The sequence below is a fragment of the Stenotrophomonas maltophilia group sp. Smal17 genome, assembly GCF_030237045.1.
Taxonomy (GTDB): Bacteria; Pseudomonadota; Gammaproteobacteria; order Xanthomonadales; family Xanthomonadaceae; genus Stenotrophomonas; species Stenotrophomonas forensis.
Genome location: NZ_JASJSU010000018.1, coordinates 1 through 18,257, shown reverse-complemented (window position 1 = coordinate 18,257; position 18,257 = coordinate 1). Strand labels below are relative to the sequence as shown.

The window sequence follows — 18,257 nt, the reverse complement described above, 5'->3', positions numbered from 1 at the left end:
ACGAGAAGGATTTCATGAGCAGAGTGCCCGCAGGGCCCGCGGTACCAAGCGGATTGCCTCCATTTGCCGTGGTCGCAGGCGTCGCGCTGGTCGCATTGCTGGTGCGGCTTCTTTACGTCCAGTTTTTCAGTACGCCGATGCCCTTCTGGGACCAGTGGGACGGCGAGGGCGCGACCGCGCTGCAACCTTGGCTGCATGGAACCCTGCAATGGAGCACATTGCTGGAACCGCACAATGAACACCGCATCTTCCCGACCCGCCTGGTTGCGTTGCTGTCGTTCTTCCTGACCGGACAGTGGAACAACGTCTACGAAGCCCGCATCAGCGCCGTGGTGGCCTGCTTCATCCCGGCGACGCTGGTCTGGCACGCGCTGCGTGACAGTGGCGTCGTGGGTGGGCGCAGGTTGCTGGTTGCATTCGCACTGCTGATGTCGATCCTGCCGTTCTCCTGGGAGAACCTCCTGGTGGGCTTCCAGAGCCAGTTCTACTTCCTGGTCCTGTCCAGCATCGTGGCTGTCGGCCTGGTGGCGCGCCATCACCAGAGCATCCCCGCGTTGTTGGCGGCGATGGCGCTGAGTGTGCTGGCGGCGGTCACCATGGCCTCGGGCATGCTGACTGCTGTCGCGGTGGGCGCCACCTGCGTGATCGCCTGCCTCTGCCTGCCCGGCAAGCGTGCGCCGGCGTTGTGCGCCACAGCGGTGCTGGCGGTGTTGGCGGTGATCGCCTATCGGGCGATTCCGGTCATCGATGCCAACGGAATGCTGCGCGCGCAGTCGCTTGGAGAGCTGTTCCTTGCGACCACCCGCGTGCTGTCGTGGCCGGGGCGCTCGAACGGCTGGGTGGCCATCGTATGGCTGCCGGGTGTGGTGATGATCACGCGCATGCTGCTACGCCGGCAGGCCACCCGGACCGATGTGGCGATGGCCGGATTCTGTGCCTGGACCGTGCTGCAGGCCTTGGCGATTGCCTATGGTCGCGGGCATGAAATGGGTTCCCCGGCGCCGCGCTACACCGATCTCTTCGTACCCGGCGTATTCGGCAACGCGTGGTTCGCGTTGCAGCTCTGGGGCCTGCTGCCGCGCTCGGGCCTGCGCAGCGCCGCGCGTGCCGCGGTAGTCATGTTCGCGCTGGTGGTCGTGGGCGCTCCGCTCAGCCAGGTGGGGAAGGACTTCCGCAGGATCCGGGCGTTTGCCGCGGAGAGCCGCGTGCAGCAGGACAATGCCACGCGCTATCTGGTCACGGGTGATCCGGCCGCGCTGCAGGTGGGCGAACGCGAACTGCCTTACCCGGATGCTGCCAAGCTGAAAGCACAACTGGATGACCCCAGGCTGCGCCGGATCCTGCCAGTCAAACTGGAAGCGAGTGCATCCGAAGGGCGCTGAGCGCATCCGCAGATGAAGGCAGGTGGGCCCCGTTGACCGGAATCGGGCTCACCGTGAGGGTCACCGGAACGACAGGTGCTTGTGGCCGAAGTAGCTGGAGATCACCGGCACGGCCACGCCGACCACGTGGGCGATCTCCAGGCGCAGCATGTCTACGCCCAGCCACGGCAGCAGGTGGTAGGCCAGAACGGTGGAAACCAGCCAGGTCTGGGCCACCGCGAACAGATTGACCAGCACGAAGTAGAACGCCGAGTGGTGCAGCGGCCGGGTGCTGCCGGAGAACACGAACCAGCGCGTCAATACGAACGCGGTAACCATGCCGGTGAGGTAGGCGGCGATGATCGCGGGAGTGAATGGCATCCAATGGCTGTACAGCATCCGCGACAGGATGTTGGCGAGCGCGGCGATGCCGCCGGCCACGAGGAACAGCAGGAACGGGCGCGACAGGGTCACGCAATCGCCTCGCGGGCCATGGCGCGGCCGAAGCCGATGCTCTCGGAGATGCCACGGTCCTCAGGATAATAGTGCGATGTATCGGCCACCCACAGGCCTTCCACGGGCAACCTGCGCGGCGGAAGCCGGTCGAGGAAGCCTGGTTCGCAGATGGGCTGCGCATGTCGGTAGCGGCTGACCCGTACTTCGATGAAATCGTCTGCATGCAGCTGCGGATTGATCATGCCCAGGTAGCGCCGCACCTTGTCGGCGAACACCTCGTCGCTGTCGCCATAGCGCTCGTGCTCGCCGGGCATGTAGAACGGCACGTAGACGATATGCGCATCCATCGGGCGCAGGTTGGTGTATTCGACGATGCCGGGGATGTCCATGTCCGGATCGTTGGTGTTGACCCAGAAATTGGCCGAGACCGGCTTGCGCAGCTTGGCGATGACACAGACCACGGCGATGTTGTTCAACGTGCGGAACTTCGCCAGGATCGCTTCGGGCAGGTCCGGGGCCAGGCGTGGTACGAACGGCAGCGGCACCGTGGAGATGACCTTGTCGAAGGCCAGGTGCTCGCCGCCGACCTGGACGCCATGTACGCGGCCCGCCTCGATCACGATGCGCTGCACCGGGCTGGACAGTCGCACTTCGCCGCCATGGCGCTGGATGTCCGCATGCAGGGCATCGAGCAGGGTGGACGAGCCGCCCTCCAGATAGCCCAGCTTCTCGCGCATCAGGCTGTAACGCGAGCGACCGATGCGCCGGATCCGGCTCCAGATCCAGGCCGCCGACAGGTTGCCGGCGTAGTTGTAGAACTTGTAGTCGAACAGCCTGCGCCACAGCGTCTCATAGGCTTCGGCCCCGACCCAGCGGCGGATCCAGGAGGAGGCTTCGACATGATCCAGCGGGCGCCAGTCGTTGCGACGGGTGCACAGGAAGGCGTGCAGCCCGTAGCGGATCTTGGCCATCAGCCCAAGGCCACTGAAGCGCAGCAGGGCGATCGGATTGCCCCATGGCTGCAGGCGCTTGCCGAACCAGTAGCCCATGCGGGTTTCGGTCCAGCGCATGCGATCACCCAGGCCCAGCTCCTCGAGCACCGCCAGGAAATCGTGGTCGGAGGTGCAGTGGAAGTGGTAGTAGCGCTCGATCTGCATGCCGCCGAAATCGAAACAGGCGGTCATCCCGCCCACGCGGTCGTCGGCCTCGAACACCACGGGCTGGTGGCCATCGCGGGCCAGCTGGTATGCCACGGCCAGGCCCATCGGACCGGCACCAAGAACGGCGATGCGTTCGCTCATGATCAGAACTCCAGGGCGATGTCGCCGTACTCGGGATCGTTGAAGGTGGCGTCGATCGCCTGGGCAAAGGGCGTTGGCTGCACGCCGAAGATGGATGGCCAGTCGATGACCTCGAACTCATCGTGGGCCACCAGCGCCTGCAACTGTGCGGCGGTGAACGGCGGATCGCGGTCGAACAGTGCCCAGGTCCTCAGCAGCAGGTGGAACAGGGTGTAGGGAATATGCAGCACCATTGCGCGTGCACCCGTACTGCGCTTGATCTGGCGGATGATGTCGACGTAGTCGACCTTTTCAAGGCCGGTGATGTTGTAGCGCTGGCCGCTGATGCGTGAGCGCAGGCAGCTGGCAATGATGGTGGCGAAGTCGCCGGCATACAGCGGCTGGCGCATGTAGCGGCCATGGCCCGGAATCGGAAAAACGGGAACTCTGCGCATGAAGCGCGACAGCCAGCCCAGGTGCTTGCGGTCGAACCAGCCGAACATCAGGGTAGGGCGCAGGATGACGGACGCAATGTTGCGGGCGGCCACACGCTGTTCCTGTTCGCGCTTGGTACGGGTGTAGTCATCGTCGGCCACCGAGCAGACCACCGAGGAACTGACGTGCACGGTATAGGGCACGGCGTGGCGCTCGATCGCATCGAGGACATGGTCGGTGGCGGTGATGTTGTTGCGCACGAACGGCAGGGGATCGGTGCCGCCGATCTGTGCCTGCAGCATCACCACGGCGTCGGCCGCAGCGAAATGGCGTTCCCACGGGCCGGGTTCGGCCAGGTCGGCCAGCTCAGTGATCACGTCCGGATGCATGCCCGCCAGCACCTCGAGATTGGCGGCATGCTTGTCGATCACCACCAGCTGCCGATAGCCCAGGCGCTTGAGGATGGCCACCAGGTTCTGGCCGACCAGGCCGGCGCCGCCGGGAATGATGATCTTCTGCTCCAGCACGGAGCTCGATGCGGCGCTCACAGCGTGATCCTGTTGAAGGCGGCCTGCGGCAGGGTGCGGATCACCCCCATGATCAACCGCCAGAAGCCCGGCGCGTACAGCACCGGGGTGCCACGGCCGATGCCGGCGATGATGCGTCGCGCGATCTGGTCCGGTGTAGCCCACAAGGGGCCCTTGCGCAGGTGGGCCGTCATCGGCGTATCGACGAAGCCGGGGCGGATGTCCACCACTGCCACGCCCCGCTTGGCCAGGCGTTGGCGCAGGCCGCTGAGGAAGGTGCTGACCGCCGCCTTGGCAGCGCCATAGACGTAGTTGCTCTGTCGGCCACGGTCCCCGGCGACCGAGGTGATCACCGCCAGTGTGCCGCTGCCGGCATCGGCCAGCCGGTTGGCCAGTGGTCCCAGCAGGGCCAGGGTGGAGGTGCCGTTGGTGGCGAATTCGGCCATGCAGGCCTGCACCGAAGCCTCGCAGGCGGCCTGGTCGGGCAGCGTGCCGTGTGCGATCAGCACCACGTCGACCCTGCCCAGTGCCTGCCATGCCTGCGCTAGCAGGTCGGCATGAGCTGGCAGGTCGTTGATGTCCATGGCGTGGGTGTGCGTGGCGCGCGCACCGCGGATGCGCAGGTCGTCGCCAATGGCAGCCAGTCGATCCGCGCGGCGACCGACAAGGAACAGCGACGCACCACGCGCGGCATAGCGCCGGGCAACGGCTTCGGCGATGGCGGACGTGGCGCCGATGATGAGGACACTCTGCATGCTTACTCCGTCACCCGGCGCCAGAAACCGGATGAGAAACGTGGATCGATGAAACGACTGAAGTCCTGCCAGCGGGGGTAGGACTGTTGGAATGACGTGGCCGTCATCCGCGCATCCTTCGCCGGGTACTGCGCACCGCCTGCGGCATCGACGATCTGGTCCAGGCGCCGCAGCAGGGCCAGCAGGGACTCGCCGGTGTTTGGGAAGTCCAGGGCCAGCGTGGTGCCCGGGCGTGGAAAGGACAGCATGCCGGGCGATGGCCGCGTGCCGAACTGCTTGAGCACCGCCAGGAACGAACCCTGGCCACTGCGGGCGATTTCCTGCAGCAAGGCGGGGATGCCGTCGGCGGCCGCCTGCGGTGGCAGCACGCACTGGTATTGCAGGAATCCAGCCGGACCATACATCCGGTTCCACTGGTCGATGCCATCGAGTGGGTAGAAGAAGGGCAGCAGGTGCGACGCATGGCGCCGGCGCAGTGGCAGCTGGCGCCAGTAATAGAGCACGTTGAACGGGCGCAGGGTGAGCCGGTTGACCAGCGAAACCGGTGGCGTCAGCGGCATCGCCCACTGCCTGCGGGGTGCAGCAGGACGTTCGTCGAGCGGTTGTGCGGCATGGTTGGCGCGGGTGAAATGGCCGCGGCCGAGGGAACGGCCACGCGCCAGGCAGTCGATCCACGCCACGCTGTACTCGTGGCTTTCGCAGCTCTCCCTGGACAACGCGAAGAAGTCGGCGAGGTTGCAGAAGCGGATGTTCTCCACTTCCAGGCTGCTGCCTGGCACCCGGCGCAGCTGCAGCTCGGCGCGGGTGACCAGGCCGGTCAGGCCCAGCCCGCCCACCGTGGCCCCGAACCAGCCATCCGTATCGCCGGGACGGCACAGCCGGCGTTCGCCATCGCTGCGCAGCAGCTCGAAAGAGCGCACATGGTGGCCAAAGCTTCCCGCCACATGATGGTTCTTGCCATGGACGTCATTGCCGATGGCGCCCCCCACCGTGACGTGGCGGGTACCCGGTGTCACCGGCAGGAACCAGCCCTGCGGCAGTGCCAGGGCAATGATCTCGTCCAGGGTCACGCCGGCTTCGCAGTGCAGCCGGCCGCTGGCTGGATCGAAGGCGATGAAGCGGTCCAGGCCACGACAGTCGAGCAGGGTCGCACCCGGGTTCTGGCAGCTGTCGCCATAGCTGCGGCCATTGCCGTACGGCAGCGCGCTGCCTTCGAAGTCCGGTAGTCCAGCTTGGCGGTCATGCACCCTCGCCAGCGCTTGCGGCGAACGCGGATACCTTCCCCAGGAATACGCGCGCGCGCGCATCAGATCGCCACCAGCGCAAACCCGACGCACAGCGCGGCCACGATCTGGCTGACCCGATCGGTGGCTGCGAATACGATGGGGTCATCATGCATCTTGCCGCGATGGGCGATCACCCAGGTACGGCTGACCCAGTACAGCAGGATCGGGCAGATGAACCACAGCAGCTTCGGGTTGCGGTACAGCTCCACGCTGTCGGGGCTGTTGATGTACAACGCCATCACCAGCACCGCGCAGTAGCCTGCCGCGGCACCGAGTGACTGCAGCAGCGGCAGGTCCTCCACGTCATAGCCGCGGCCGTCGGCACGGGTGTTGCCCCGGGCCAGCACCGAGTGCAGTTCCGTGTAGCGCTTGAGCAGGGCCAGCGAGAGGAAGATGAACATGCTGAAGGCCAGCAGCCAGAACGAAAGCTCCGCGCCGATGGCAATCGTGCCGCCGATGATGCGCAGGGTATAGAGGCCTGCCAACAGCACCACATCGAGCATGACCACGCGCTTCAGGCGCAGCGAATAGGCCAGGGTGAGTGCGTAGTATCCCAGCAGCACGGTGGCAAATGACGGGCTGCAGGCCAGGCCGATGGCCAGGCCGCACAGTGTCAGCAGGGGGCCGGCAAACAAGCCGTGCAGCAGTGGCAGCCGGCCGGCGGCAAAGGGGCGAAGGCGCTTGCGCGGGTGGCGGCGGTCCGCGTCGAGGTCGAGCAGATCGTTGAGTACATAGACGCCGGAGGCACACAGGCTGAAGGCGGCAAAGGCCAGCAGGGCGTCGGCGACCGCCGTTGCTTCAAGGAAGCGATGGGCGGTCAGCAGCGGTACGAACACCAGCAGGTTCTTCAACCATTGATGCGGGCGCAGTGCCTTCACCCATGCCTGCAGCCGGGAGGGACCCGGCCAATGCCCCAGCACCTGGGTGTGCCGGGCGGCGGCGCTGGCGAGGGGCGGGCCGTTGTTGACCACCCAGGCGCCTGATGCGCGTGCCCAGACCGGCAGGTCGACCGTGCCGTTGCCGGCATAGTCGAAGCCGCGTTCGCCAAACGCATCCACCAGGGCCTGCGCCTTGCGCGCACCGGACAGGTTGCGCTGGCCATCACTGGCGATGACCTGTTCAAACAGGCCCAGATGCGCTGCGATCGGCGCGACCAGCAACTGGTCCGACGCAGTGCACAGTACCCTTGGTCGTTGCGGAGTGTCGCGCAGCAGTTCCAGCACCCTCGGGTTGTAGGGCAGGTGACGGGGATCGACAGCGGCGCGGGCAGCAATCCGGCGCTTCAGTACAGCCTTGCCCTGCAGCAGCCAGAACGGCAGCAGGATCAGGTACAGCGGATTGCGTGCAAGCAGCACCAGCAGTGATTCATACAGGATGTCCGAGTCCAGCAGCGTGCCATCCAGGTCCACGCACAGGGCGCGGCCATGGGCTGCGGGGGAGGTGGCTGGCGTCGCTGGAGGCATCGTCTGCGGGCGGATGCGGCGGATCGTGCATTGTATCCGCGTTGGAGCGCGGGCCCGAAAAACCTCGTCGCGGCCCGGGGCCGACCTACCGGCACCGTTTGCTGCGGCGCAAACCCGTCGGTTGCAGGGCTGCGGCTAGAATGCGTATATCCATCCGCAGGGTATTACAGCAATGCAGCAATCGACTTCCGGCGGCAAGCGCTTCGCCAGTGCGTCCCAGGCCCTGCAGGGGGTGGTCGCCGATGGCCAGACCCTGGCCGTGGGCGGCTTTGGCCTGTGTGGCATTCCCGAGGCGCTGATCGCCGCCCTGCGTGACAGCGGCGCCAAGGGCCTGACCGTGATTTCCAACAATGCCGGCGTCGATGGTTTCGGCCTCGGCCAGCTGCTGGAAACACGGCAGATCAAGAAGATGATTTCGTCCTACGTGGGCGAGAACAAGGAATTCGAGCGGCAGTTCCTGGCCGGCGAGCTGGAGCTGGAGTTCAACCCGCAGGGCACCCTGGCCGAGCGCCTGCGTGCCGGCGGTGCGGGCATCCCGGCATTCTTCACTGCCACCGGTTATGGCACGGTGGTGGCCGAAGGCAAGGAGACCCGCGAGTTCGACGGCAAGCACTACGTGATGGAGACCGCGCTGCGCGCCGACGTCGCGCTGGTCAAGGCCTGGAAGGCCGATGAGGCCGGCAACCTGGTGTTCCGCAAGACCGCGCGCAATTTCAACCCGGCCTGCGCGATGGCCGGCAAGGTCTGCATCGTGGAAGTCGAAGAGGTCGTGCCAGTCGGCAGCATCGATCCGGACCAGGTGCACCTGCCGGGCATCTACGTGCACCGCATCGTGCACAACGCGCATCCTGAAAAACGCATCGAACAGCGCACCATCCGTGCGGAGGGCAACTGACATGGCGTGGACCCGTGACGAAATGGCGGCCCGCGCTGCCCAGGAATTGACCGATGGCGCCTACGTGAACCTGGGCATCGGCCTGCCGACGCTGGTGGCCAACCACATTCCCGTAGGCGTGGACGTGTGGCTGCAGTCGGAAAACGGCCTGCTCGGCATTGGCCCGTTCCCCACCGACGCTGAAGTCGACGCCGACCTGATCAATGCCGGCAAGCAGACCGTGACCGCGCGGGCTGGTGCCAGCTATTTCGGCAGCCACGACAGCTTCGCGATGATCCGCGGTGGCCACGTCAACCTGGCCATCCTTGGCGCCATGCAGGTGACGGCCAAGGGCGACCTGGCCAACTGGATGGTGCCCGGCAAGATGGTCAAGGGCATGGGCGGTGCGATGGACCTGGTGGCCGGCGTGCAGCGCGTGGTGGTGCTGATGGAACACACCGCCAGGAACGGCGAGCACAAGATCCTGTCCGAATGCACGCTGCCGTTGACCGGCGTCGGTGTGGTCGACCGCATCATCACCGACCTGGCCGTGTTCGACGTGACCGACAAGGGGCTGCTGCTGGTGGAAGCGGCACCGGGTGTCAGCGATGACGAACTGAAGGAAAAGACCGGCGTCGCGTTCCAGCGCGCCTGATGTTTCCAGGGCGGCCAAACGCCGCCCTGTTCCTTGAGGGGCCGCCATGTTGTTCCCCCACGACCTGCCCGATGCCGATGTCCAGCACCTGCCGGGCTGGATGGCTGCGGCCGAGGCGGATCGGCTCATGTCCGTGCTGCAGGCCGACGTGCCGTGGGACGTGCACCGCATCCGCATGTTCGGCCGCTGGGTGGACTCACCGCGGCTGAGCTGCTGGATAGGCGACCCGCAGGCCCGCTACCGTTATTCCGGCGCCGAGTTCGTTCCACATCCATGGCTGCCCGTGCTGCAGGCCCTGCGTGAGCACCTGCAGGCCGGGAACATCGGTCGGTTCAACAGCGTGCTGCTGAACCGTTATCGCGATGGCAGTGACTCCATGGGATGGCACAGTGACGATGAGCCGGAGCTGGGGCCGTCACCGGTGATTGCTTCGCTGAGCCTGGGCACCGCTCGTCGCTTCCTGTTGCGCCGTCGCGATGAGCCAGCGCGCAGGGCCGAATTCGTGCTGGACCACGGAGACCTGCTGCTGATGCGCGGGCAGACCCAGCGCTTCTACCAGCACGCGCTTCCGAAGTCAGCGCGGATCCGGGAGGAGCGGATCAACCTGACGTTCCGCTGGATCCATTCCCCCGGAGCGGGCGATCGTAGCAGGACCTAGCGGCGGACCAGGTCGATGGCGGCTGTCAGCAGGCCGCGCCCGAAGTACCCGTAGTTGCCGGACAACAGCTCTGCCATCACTGCGGGAATGCGGCGCAGGCGTGCTGGCCCCAGGCGGGTGCGCACCGTCAGGTGCCGTTGCTTCCGCTCGATCCATTCGAGGCGTGATCCGGGCAGGCCCAGTGCGCGTGCGCGTACCAGCAGCTGCTCGCACTGCAGTCGTTCGATTTCCAGCTGGCGTTCCCGCCTCACCTCGCGCGAGACACCATCCTGGTCGCCGAGCCCCACCTGGTTGTTGCCGTGCAGGCGGTAGCCGATCAGCGGATCGGGCAGGCTGTCGATGTTCCCTCGCATGGCTGCCAGCATGCTGATCCAGGCGTCGTGGACCCAGCCCGAAGCAGGTAGAGGCAGCGCATCGTCCAGCACCCGGCGACGCAGCGCCATCGCGGCTCCTGTCATCAGCGGCCGCTTCAGCAACAGCTCGAAGCCGTGGCCTGCATGCATCCGCGCGTGCTCTGACGGTCGGTAGCCCAACGCGGAAAACAATCGTTTGGACAGCATCCGGCCGCTTCCGTCAATCAACTCTGCATCGCTGTGCAGCGCCAGCAGTTCAGGGCGGGCATCGAACTCGGCGCAGAAACGCTGCAGCTTGTCCGGATACCAGACGTCATCCTGGTCGCACAGGAAAACGAGGTCGCCGCTACAGGCGCGGAGCGCGCCATCGAAGTTCTGCCGATAGCCGACGTTGAGCGAATTCACCTGCAGGTCCACCGCGATGCCCAGCGCCTCTGCACGAGGCACGAATGCACGCAGCAACGCCAGGGTACCGTCGGAGGATGCATCGTCGCGGATGACGAGCTGATCCGGATGGCGCGTCTGCGCCAGCAGGCTGTCCAGCTGCTCCTGCAGGAAGCGCTCGCCGTTGTACGTGCAGACGGCGATGGAAATGGACGAGGTCATCGGGAGGCGGTGCAGCGAGGATGCGTCGAGTATCGCATGCCCCCGTCCGGACCCTCCCGCCCTCCGCAGCGAGCGAGCCTGCCGATGATCAGCGCGTGACGCTCGGCTGGTCGGCCTGCCCGCTCACCAGCGTCCAGCCGACCACGTCCTGCGCCAGCTGCTGCAGGCCGCGTTCGAACGCGGCAGTGACCGCCGGGACGTCGGTGCTGCCGACCGGCTGCGCCTGGCGGAAGGTGCGGTCGGCGACCACCCGCTGATCGGCGACGTGGATCAGCTTGGCATTGACCTCGATGACCACGGTGGGCGTGGCCTGGCCCTGGTAATCCGATTCGAAGCGGCGCACGTCGGTGGACAGCTTGTAGTCGGCACGGATGCCCGCGCTGCTGCGCGCCACGCCGCGGATGCGGCCGGAGTCCTCGAAGCCGCGCAGCAGGGTGTCCTCGATCATGTCGGTGGCCGGCTGTGCCCAGCTGGCGCCCTTGTAGATCTCCATCTGCGACGGCGTCGGGCGCACGTTGATGCGCGGGCTGTCGACCATGCGCGCGGCGCTGGGCTTGGCCAGTACCAGCTGCCAGCTGGCCTGTGGCCATGTCGGATCCGCCTTCACCTGCACCGCAGGCGAGTACAGAGTCACTGCGGTTTTCTCGCTGCTGCCAAGGATGGAGCAGCCGCCCAGCAGGGTGACCATCGAGGCGGCCAGCAGCAGGCGCGGAAGGGTGGTCGTGCTCATTTGGGTTCGAACTCCTTCGGTGCGTCGCGGCCCAGCAGGTAGCGCGCGGGGTTGTTCTCGAGGCGGTCGCTGACCCGGCGCAGGTCGCGGATCAGGCCACGCAGCTCGGTCAGCGTCGGGCCAAGCTGGCCGAGGCCGTCATTGGCGAAGCTGTTGATCGCTGCGCGGTTCTCGCCCAGGATCGAATCGGCATTGCCGGCGGCCGAGTCGAGCTTGCCCAGCGTGGCATCGAGCTTGTCGATGATGCCCGGCAGCTGCTGCACCAGGTTCTTGTCCAGGCGCTCGATGGTGCCGTTGGTGGTCTTCAGCGTAGTGTCCAGGCTGCGTGCGGCATCGCGCGCGCTGAGCAGCAGTGCCTGGGTGCCCTGGTCACGGTCGGCCAGGCCACCACTGATCGTTTCAAGATTGGCCAGCGTTGCATTGATCGAAGCGACGTTGCGGTCGCTGAGGATCTGGTCCATGCGCTCGACGATGCGGTTGGCCACGTCGGTGATGTTCTGCAGCGCCGAGGGCGTGGTCGGGATGATCGGTGCCGGGTCCTTGTTGACCGTGGTCAGCGCCGGCGACTGCGGCGTACCGCCGCTGAGCTGGATGATCGACGGGCCGGTGAGGCTGGTGATCGCCAGCTTGGCGCGGGTATCGGTCTTGACCGGCGTGGTCGAGTTCAGGCGGATGCGTGCGACCACCTGGCGCGGATCGTCCGGCACCAGGTTCAGTTCGGTGATCGAACCGACCGCGATGCCGTTGTATTGCACCGGGCTGCCCACCGACAGGCCGGTCACCGCCTCGCGGAACACCACGCGGTATTCCTGCCAGGTACGGTCGGAGGAGTACTTGGCGGCCCACAGGCCGAAGGCCAGCAGGGCCAGGCCGGTGATCAGGGTGAACGCGCCGATCAGCACGTAGTTGGCTTTGGTTTCCATGGCTCAGGCACTCTCGATCTGTTCGCCGCGCGCGGCACGCGCACGCGGTCCGTGGAAGTATTCCTGGATCCACGGATGATCCAGTTTCTCGATTTCCGGCAACGGTGCATTGGCCACCACCTTGCGGTCGGCCAGCACGGCAACGCGGTCGCAGATGGCGTACAGCGTGTCCAGGTCGTGGGTGATCAGGAACACGGTCAGCCCCAGCGCTTCCTGCAGGGTCTTGATCAGGCGGTCGAACGCGGCCGCGCCGATCGGGTCGAGGCCGGCGGTGGGTTCGTCCAGGAACAGCAGCGGCGGATCCAGCGCCAGCGCGCGCGCCAGGCCGGCGCGCTTGCGCATGCCGCCGGACAGCTGCGACGGCAGCTTGTTGATCGCGTCGGCGGGCAGGCCGGCCAGCTTCACCTTCAGCAGTGCCAGTTCGTAGTGCCAGCGCTCGGGCAGCTCACGATGGTGCTCCTTCAGCGGTACCTGCACGTTCTCGCCCACGGTCAGCGAGGAGAACAGGGCGCCGTCCTGGAACAGCACGCCGGTGTTGCGCTCGATGTGCAGGCGGCTTTCGGGATCGTCGGCACGTGCGTCGCGGCCCAGCACTTCGATCTGGCCTTCGTCGGGCGTGCGCAGGCCGAGGATCGAGCGCATCAGCACCGACTTGCCGGTACCGGAGCCGCCGACCACGCCCAGGATCTCGCCGCGGCGCACGTCCAGGTCCAGGTCCTCATGCACGGTCTGGCTGCCGAAGCGGTTGACCAGGCCGCGCACGCGGATCGCCAGTTCATGGCCCTGGTCGTCACGCATGTCGAGGATTTCGGGGCGGGCGGATGTGCTCATGTCACCAGTCCATGTGCATGAACCACAACGCCGCGAAGGCGTCGATGATGATCACCAGCGAGATCGTCTGCACCACGCTGGAGGTGGTGCGTTCGCCGACCGACTGCGCGGTGCCTTCCACCTTCAGTCCTTCCAGGCAGCCGATCAGGCCGATCACGAGCGCGAACACCGGCGCCTTCGACAGGCCGACCAGCATGTGCCGCACTTCCATCGTCTCGTGCATGCGCGCGATGTACATCTGTGGCGGGATGTCCAGGTCGAATGCGCCGACGGTGATGCCGCCGGCGAGGCCGGCAACCATGGCAATGAAGGTCAGCAGCGGCAGGGTCACCAGCAGCGCCAGCAAGCGGGGCAGCACCAGCAGGTCGACCGGATCCAGGCCGAGGGTGCGCATCGCATCGATCTCCTCGCGCGCCTTCATCGCGCCAATCTGCGCGGTGAAGGCGCTGGCGGTGCGGCCGGCCAGCACGATGGCGGTCAGCAGCACGGCGAACTCGCGCAGGAAGGCGATGTTGACCAGTTCGACGACGTAGATCTCGGCGCCGAAATCGCGAAGGATGGTCGAGCCGAGGAAGGCGATCACCGCGCCGACCAGATAGGACAGCAGCGCCACCAGCGGTACCGCATCCAGCCCGACCTGCTCCATCTGGTGCACGGTGGCGGTCAGCCGGAAGCGGCGGGGTTCCTTGACCAGCCGCGCCGCCTTGACCAGGTTCTCGCCGAGGAAGCTGCACAGTGCCTTGATGTTGTGGCCGGTGGCATGGACGCTGACACCCAGTCGCTCCAGCGCCGCCAGCACGCCGAAATCGCGCTTGGGCTTGGGCCGGTCGTCGGCCACTTCCTCGATGGTGCAGACCAGCGCCTGGTGGTCCTGACGGAACTGCAGTGCGTCCTCGCCAAGATCGGCGCGATGCGCCACGCGCAGCACCTGCAGCACACCGGCCGAATCCATCTGTTCGATGCCGGTGGCATCGATGCCGGTCACTTTTTCGGGAACGCCGCGCAGGACTTCGGCCGCGGCCAGCGCGGTTTTCAGGGTCCAGGTGCCGGACAGGCGGATCAGGCCCGGGTCATGGGCATCCTGTTCGAGCTGGGGGGCGAGGTTCGGGGTCACTTGGGCCATTCGGGTCGCAGCATAACCGGTCTGTATTGGGCATCGCGTCGAACTCGGATGAATTTCTCCGGTAAGGCCCGGCCTAGGTAATACTACGTCGCATGTCCGCAGACGCTCACACGATCCCCACGCCCCAGGCCACCTACGCGCAGCGCGTGGCCTTCGTTTCCGAGATCGCCGGACGCCTGCACAGCTACGGCACCACGGCCCAGCGCCTGGAAACGGCAGTCGTGGCACTGGCCCGCCAGCTCGATCTGGATTGTGAACCGTGGTCGAATCCCACCGGTATCATCCTCAGCTTCAGCGACCCGGCGCAGGCGATCGGCTCCAGCGACATCACCCGCGTGATCCGGCTGGCGCCCGGCGAGAACGACCTGCACAAGCTCAGCGTCGCCGACCATATCGCCGAGGAAGTGTCCAACGGGCGGATGAGCATCGCCCAGGGCCACACTGCACTGCGCCAGCTGGACAAGGATCCGGGCCGTCGCGGCAAGCTGCGCACCATCCTGTCGTTCAGCCTCGGCGCGGCTGGCGTGGCCGGCATGTGGAAGCTGCCGTGGCTGGACATTGCCACCGCCGGTGTCATCGGCCTGATGATCGGCCTGCTCGGCATGGTCACCGACCGTCGCCCGGCCACCCGCGAGGCGGCCGAAGCACTGGCCGCACTGCTGGCGGGCCTGGTCGCCACTCTGGTCGCGTCGTTCATCGGCGCGCTCAACCTCAACACGGTGATCATCGCCTCGCTGGTGGTGCTGCTGCCGGGCATGTCGCTCACCAATGCAGTCAATGAACTGGCCAGCCAGCACTGGGTATCGGGCACCGCGCGTTTCGCCGGTGCACTGACCACCATCATGAAGCTCAGCGTCGGCGCGATGATCGCGGTGACCCTGGCCGATGTGCTTGGGCTGGACCCGGTGATCCGCGCGGCGCGGCCGCAGGGGCCGTGGGTGGAGTGGGGCTCGCTGCTGACCGCCGCGTTCGCGTTCGCGATGCTGTTCAAGGCCAACCGCCGCGATTACCCGTGGGTGATCGCGGCGTCGGTGGCCGGTTATGCGATTTCCAAGTTCGGTGGCCATGCCTGGGGGGCACCGGCGGGCATCTTCCTGTCGGCGATGCTGTTGACCGCGGGCGGCAATCTGTTCGGCCGCCTGGTCGGTCGCCCCGGCGCGATCATCCGCCTGCCGGGCATCATCATGATGGTGCCCGGCAGCACCAGCCTGCGTGGCGTGCTGACCCTGGTCCAGCAGCAGGACGTGGGTGCCGGCCAGGGCGTGTTCCTCACCGTGCTCAACGTGGTGATGGCGCTGGTCGCCGGCCTGCTGTTCGGCAACCTGCTGATGCCCGCGCGCAAAACCCTGTAATCGCCCTTCTGTGCTGCTTGCTGTGGGTGTGGACCGTTGCTCCACACACCTCCCGGGAAATGAAAAACGCCGGCGTTCGCCGGCGTTTTTCATTGCTTCCCGATCTGGCCTCAGGCCTTCTTGATCAGGAAATCTTCCGGCTTCTTGCTGCCCTTGGCGGTCAGCTCGGCCATCCAGCGCGGCTGCTTGCCACGGCCGGTCCAGGTTTCCTTCGGGTTGGCCGGGTTGCGGTACTTCGGGGCGACCTTGCCCAGCTTGCGGCCAGCCGTCTTGGACGGCGCCTTGGTCGCCGTGGCGACCTTGCGGGCGCGCGGAGCGGGGGCGCCGCCGAACAGTTCCTCGATGGTGTAACCCTCGGTCTTGGCCAGCTTGGTCAGCTGGGCCCGTACCTTGGTGATCGGCCGGCGCTTGGCGACGATGGTCTGCTGCTTCTTCGCGGTGCGGATCAGGGCGCCCAGCTCTCGTGCCGACAGGCCGGTCAGGTCAATGCTCATTTACGGTTACTCCGGAAACTAATGTGTGGACGGGACGAGCCAGTCCATGGCGTCGCGGGACAGAATAAAGATGAATTAATCCAAGCACAAATGCAGGCGGGTCAGGGCTTGGCGGCATGCCGACTGCAGTGCGTCGATTTTGACCGGATTATGTCTGTTGCAGTATCGGGCGATGGTTCGGGCGGCAAAAAAAGACCGGGGCATGCCCCGGTCTTTTCCTGATCAACCCTGCAGGCGCTGCAGCAGGGTGGCCTTGTCGAGGCTTTCCGCTTCGCTGGCGCGACGCGAGCGGTACTCGTAGGTACCGGCGGCCAGGCCGCGTTCGCTCACCACCACGCGGTGCGGGATACCGATCAGCTCCATGTCGGCGAACATCGCGCCCGGTCGCAGGCCGCGGTCGTCGAGCGCGGCATCCAGGCCTGCATCGCGCAGCTCCTGCAGCAGGCTGGCAGCGGCGTCGGCGACGGCGGCGTCGCCCTTCGGGTTGATCACGCACACCACCACCTGCCACGGCGCCATCGCGTCCGGCCAGATGATGCCGGCCTCGTCATGGTTCTGTTCGATCGCGGCAGCAACCACGCGCGAGATGCCGATGCCATAGCAGCCCATCGCCATCACCGCCGCCTTGCCGTTCTCGTCCAGCACGGTGGCGTCCAGCGCCTTGGCATACGTGCGGCCGAGCTGGAACACGTGGCCGACTTCGATGCCGCGTGCGATCTTCAGTTCACCGCCGTCCAGCGCGCGGTCACCGGCACGCACGTTGCGGATGTCGGCCACTTCCGGCTCCGCCAGGTCACGGCCCCAGTTGACGCCGGCCAGGTGGAAGCCGGCTTCGTTGGCACCGACGACGAAGTCGGACATCGCCGCCACTTCGCGATCGGCGACCACGCGGATGGCCTTGGCCGGCGCGACCGGGCCGAGGAAGCCCGGCACGCTGCCGAGGTGCTCGGCGATTTCCGCCTCGCTGGCGAAACGCTGCTCAGCCAGGCCGGCAACCTTGGCCAGCTTGATCTCGTTGACCTCATGATCGCCGCGCACCAGCGCCAGCACGAACTGCTGCGCTTCGCCTTCGCCGGCGATCAGTGCCACCGACTTCACGGTGCGCTGCAGGTCGATGCCAAGCAGGGCTGCAACGTCCTCGCAGGTCTTCTGGGTGGGCGTATCGACCTTGCGCAGGGCTTCGCCGGCGGCCGCACGCGGCGCCGGATCGGCAGCGATCGCCGCTTCCATGTTCGCTGCGTAGTCCGAACCGGTGGAGAACACCAGCGCGTCCTCGCCGGAATCGGCGATCACGTGGAATTCCTGCGAGGCATCACCGCCGATGGCACCGGAGTCGGCCTGCACCATGCGGAAATCCAGGCCGAGGCGGGTGAAGATGCGGCTGTAGGCCGACTTCATGTTCTCGTACTCGCGCACCAGGCATTCGTCATGCAGGTGGAACGAATAGGCATCCTTCATCAGGAACTCGCGCGAACGCATCACGCCGAAGCGCGGACGGATCTCGTCGCGGAACTTGGTCTGCACCTGGTAGAAGTTGACCGGCAGCTGCTTGTAGCTGGACAGCTCGCTGCGCGCGAAGTCGCAGGCGGCTTCTTCGGCGGTCGGGCTGTAGCAGAACACCTGGTCCTTGCGATCCTTGATCTTCAGCAGCTGCGGGCCGAACTTCTGCCAGCGCCCGGTCTGCTCCCACAGTTCCTTCGGCTGGATGGTCGGGATCTGGAATTCCACGGCGCCGGCGCGGTCCATTTCCTCGCGGACGATGCGTTCAACCTTGCGCAGCACGCGCAGGCCCAGCGGCGACCAGGTGTACAGGCCCGATGCCAGCTTGCGGATCATGCCCGCACGCAGCATCAGCCGGTGGCTGGTCAGCTCGGCGTCGCTGGGGGTTTCCTTGGTGGTGTGCAGGTGGAACTGGGAGAGGCGCATCGTCGGCTTCGGATAACGGCAGAGACGCCTATTCTGCCAGCCCGGCCGGGGGGAGGGGTATCGGCAGGGCTGCGCCCTGCACCTGCTTCAAGCCAGGGCAACAGCAAAAGCAAGAGCAAGAGCAGGTTTCCTGGGGGATGGCGGGGTGGGGGGGGGGGGGGGGGGGGGG

The 18,257-nt window shown here is 66.5% G+C and carries 18 protein-coding genes; 5 read left to right on the top strand and 13 right to left on the bottom strand.

From position 1 onward, the window contains the following. Positions 1-53: 53 nt before the first annotated feature. Positions 54-1,382: a hypothetical protein gene (locus QRO93_RS07360; protein WP_180878784.1), complete on the top strand. Its 1,329-nt coding sequence runs from the start codon at positions 54-56 to the stop codon at positions 1,380-1,382. A gap of 60 nt (positions 1,383-1,442) precedes the next feature. Here the strand turns inward: QRO93_RS07360 and QRO93_RS07355 are convergent, their stop codons facing one another. The 6 genes from QRO93_RS07355 to QRO93_RS07330 are packed head-to-tail and all read right to left on the bottom strand — an operon-like array spanning position 1,443 to position 7,563. After that, positions 1,443-1,835 (bottom strand): GtrA family protein, encoded by a 393-nt coding sequence (locus QRO93_RS07355; protein ID WP_053448728.1) that lies wholly within the window; start codon positions 1,833-1,835, stop codon positions 1,443-1,445. Beyond that, complete coding sequence (locus tag QRO93_RS07350; RefSeq protein WP_180878783.1) at positions 1,832-3,118, bottom strand: NAD(P)/FAD-dependent oxidoreductase; 1,287 nt, start codon at positions 3,116-3,118, stop codon at positions 1,832-1,834. Before QRO93_RS07350 ends, QRO93_RS07355 begins: the two co-directional genes overlap by 4 nt. Before the next feature lie 2 nt (positions 3,119-3,120). Further along, positions 3,121-4,080, bottom strand: a complete 960-nt coding sequence (locus QRO93_RS07345; protein WP_274511949.1) for an NAD(P)-dependent oxidoreductase — start codon at positions 4,078-4,080, stop codon at positions 3,121-3,123. Then, a complete protein-coding gene (locus QRO93_RS07340) occupies positions 4,077-4,814 on the bottom strand; it encodes an SDR family oxidoreductase (RefSeq protein WP_053448730.1) in 738 nt (245 codons plus the stop codon). Before QRO93_RS07340 ends, QRO93_RS07345 begins: the two co-directional genes overlap by 4 nt. Positions 4,815-4,816: 2 nt before the next feature. Next, positions 4,817-6,121 carry an FAD-binding oxidoreductase gene (locus QRO93_RS07335; RefSeq protein WP_180878782.1) on the bottom strand — a complete coding sequence of 435 codons (1,305 nt, stop codon included), beginning with the start codon at positions 6,119-6,121 and terminating at the stop codon, positions 4,817-4,819. Further along, positions 6,121-7,563 carry a UbiA family prenyltransferase gene (locus QRO93_RS07330; RefSeq protein ID WP_180878781.1) on the bottom strand — a complete coding sequence of 481 codons (1,443 nt, stop codon included), beginning with the start codon at positions 7,561-7,563 and terminating at the stop codon, positions 6,121-6,123. Before QRO93_RS07330 ends, QRO93_RS07335 begins: the two co-directional genes overlap by 1 nt. A 172-nt stretch (positions 7,564-7,735) precedes the next feature. On the opposite strand from QRO93_RS07330, the gene QRO93_RS07325 reads away from it, so the two are divergent. The 3 genes from QRO93_RS07325 to QRO93_RS07315 are packed head-to-tail and all read left to right on the top strand — an operon-like array spanning position 7,736 to position 9,750. Further along, complete coding sequence (locus QRO93_RS07325; protein WP_053448733.1) at positions 7,736-8,458, top strand: CoA transferase subunit A; 723 nt, start codon at positions 7,736-7,738, stop codon at positions 8,456-8,458. 1 nt (position 8,459) lies between these two features. Continuing rightward, entirely contained in the window at positions 8,460-9,092 is a 633-nt protein-coding gene (locus tag QRO93_RS07320) for a CoA transferase subunit B (RefSeq protein ID WP_053448734.1), read from the top strand. A gap of 46 nt (positions 9,093-9,138) precedes the next feature. Further along, on the top strand, positions 9,139-9,750 hold the full coding sequence (locus QRO93_RS07315; RefSeq protein ID WP_180878780.1) for an alpha-ketoglutarate-dependent dioxygenase AlkB: 612 nt from the start codon (positions 9,139-9,141) through the stop codon (positions 9,748-9,750). Here QRO93_RS07315 and QRO93_RS07310 read toward each other — a convergent pair. The 5 genes from QRO93_RS07310 to QRO93_RS07290 all read right to left on the bottom strand — a co-directional run bounded on the left by QRO93_RS07310 (position 9,747) and on the right by QRO93_RS07290 (position 14,316). After that, entirely contained in the window at positions 9,747-10,709 is a 963-nt protein-coding gene (locus QRO93_RS07310) for a glycosyltransferase family 2 protein (protein WP_180878779.1), read from the bottom strand. The genes QRO93_RS07315 and QRO93_RS07310 overlap by 4 nt on opposite strands. An 88-nt stretch (positions 10,710-10,797) precedes the next feature. Beyond that, positions 10,798-11,439, bottom strand: a complete 642-nt coding sequence (locus tag QRO93_RS07305; protein ID WP_180878778.1) for an ABC-type transport auxiliary lipoprotein family protein — start codon at positions 11,437-11,439, stop codon at positions 10,798-10,800. Continuing rightward, positions 11,436-12,362, bottom strand: coding sequence for an MlaD family protein (locus QRO93_RS07300; RefSeq protein WP_004154114.1), 927 nt, complete (start codon positions 12,360-12,362; stop codon positions 11,436-11,438). Before QRO93_RS07300 ends, QRO93_RS07305 begins: the two co-directional genes overlap by 4 nt. Before the next feature lie 3 nt (positions 12,363-12,365). Beyond that, complete coding sequence (locus tag QRO93_RS07295; protein ID WP_004154115.1) at positions 12,366-13,193, bottom strand: ABC transporter ATP-binding protein; 828 nt, start codon at positions 13,191-13,193, stop codon at positions 12,366-12,368. Position 13,194: 1 nt separating this feature from the next. Then, a complete protein-coding gene (locus tag QRO93_RS07290; RefSeq protein WP_180878777.1) occupies positions 13,195-14,316 on the bottom strand; it encodes an ABC transporter permease in 1,122 nt (373 codons plus the stop codon). 92 nt (positions 14,317-14,408) lie between these two features. Here QRO93_RS07290 and QRO93_RS07285 point away from each other — a divergent pair, with 92 nt between their 5' ends. Next, positions 14,409-15,668 (top strand): threonine/serine exporter ThrE family protein, encoded by a 1,260-nt coding sequence (locus QRO93_RS07285; protein ID WP_053448738.1) that lies wholly within the window; start codon positions 14,409-14,411, stop codon positions 15,666-15,668. Positions 15,669-15,778: 110 nt separating this feature from the next. Here QRO93_RS07285 and QRO93_RS07280 read toward each other — a convergent pair whose 3' ends face one another. Next, a complete protein-coding gene (locus QRO93_RS07280; protein WP_053448739.1) occupies positions 15,779-16,162 on the bottom strand; it encodes an H-NS family nucleoid-associated regulatory protein in 384 nt (127 codons plus the stop codon). A gap of 222 nt (positions 16,163-16,384) precedes the next feature. Next, entirely contained in the window at positions 16,385-18,088 is a 1,704-nt protein-coding gene (locus QRO93_RS07275; RefSeq protein ID WP_049458183.1) for a proline--tRNA ligase, read from the bottom strand. Positions 18,089-18,257 lie beyond the last annotated feature (169 nt).

Bases quoted from the DNA above. Each gene is read 5' to 3' on its own strand.
- QRO93_RS07350 (WP_180878783.1), bottom strand. From the start codon at position 3,118: ATGAGCGAACGCATCGCCGTTCTTGGTGCCGGTCCGATGGGCCTGGCC.
- QRO93_RS07340 (WP_053448730.1), bottom strand. From the start codon at position 4,814: ATGCAGAGTGTCCTCATCATCGGCGCCACGTCCGCCATCGCCGAAGCC.
- QRO93_RS07335 (WP_180878782.1), bottom strand. From the start codon at position 6,121: ATGCGCGCGCGCGCGTATTCCTGGGGAAGGTATCCGCGTTCGCCGCAA.
- QRO93_RS07330 (WP_180878781.1), bottom strand. From the start codon at position 7,563: ATGCCTCCAGCGACGCCAGCCACCTCCCCCGCAGCCCATGGCCGCGCC.
- QRO93_RS07325 (WP_053448733.1), top strand. From the start codon at position 7,736: ATGCAGCAATCGACTTCCGGCGGCAAGCGCTTCGCCAGTGCGTCCCAG.
- QRO93_RS07320 (WP_053448734.1), top strand. From the start codon at position 8,460: ATGGCGTGGACCCGTGACGAAATGGCGGCCCGCGCTGCCCAGGAATTG.
- QRO93_RS07315 (WP_180878780.1), top strand. From the start codon at position 9,139: ATGTTGTTCCCCCACGACCTGCCCGATGCCGATGTCCAGCACCTGCCG.
- QRO93_RS07310 (WP_180878779.1), bottom strand. From the start codon at position 10,709: ATGACCTCGTCCATTTCCATCGCCGTCTGCACGTACAACGGCGAGCGC.
- QRO93_RS07305 (WP_180878778.1), bottom strand. From the start codon at position 11,439: ATGAGCACGACCACCCTTCCGCGCCTGCTGCTGGCCGCCTCGATGGTC.
- QRO93_RS07300 (WP_004154114.1), bottom strand. From the start codon at position 12,362: ATGGAAACCAAAGCCAACTACGTGCTGATCGGCGCGTTCACCCTGATC.
- QRO93_RS07295 (WP_004154115.1), bottom strand. From the start codon at position 13,193: ATGAGCACATCCGCCCGCCCCGAAATCCTCGACATGCGTGACGACCAG.
- QRO93_RS07290 (WP_180878777.1), bottom strand. From the start codon at position 14,316: ATGGCCCAAGTGACCCCGAACCTCGCCCCCCAGCTCGAACAGGATGCC.
- QRO93_RS07285 (WP_053448738.1), top strand. From the start codon at position 14,409: ATGTCCGCAGACGCTCACACGATCCCCACGCCCCAGGCCACCTACGCG.
- QRO93_RS07280 (WP_053448739.1), bottom strand. From the start codon at position 16,162: ATGAGCATTGACCTGACCGGCCTGTCGGCACGAGAGCTGGGCGCCCTG.
- QRO93_RS07275 (WP_049458183.1), bottom strand. From the start codon at position 18,088: ATGCGCCTCTCCCAGTTCCACCTGCACACCACCAAGGAAACCCCCAGC.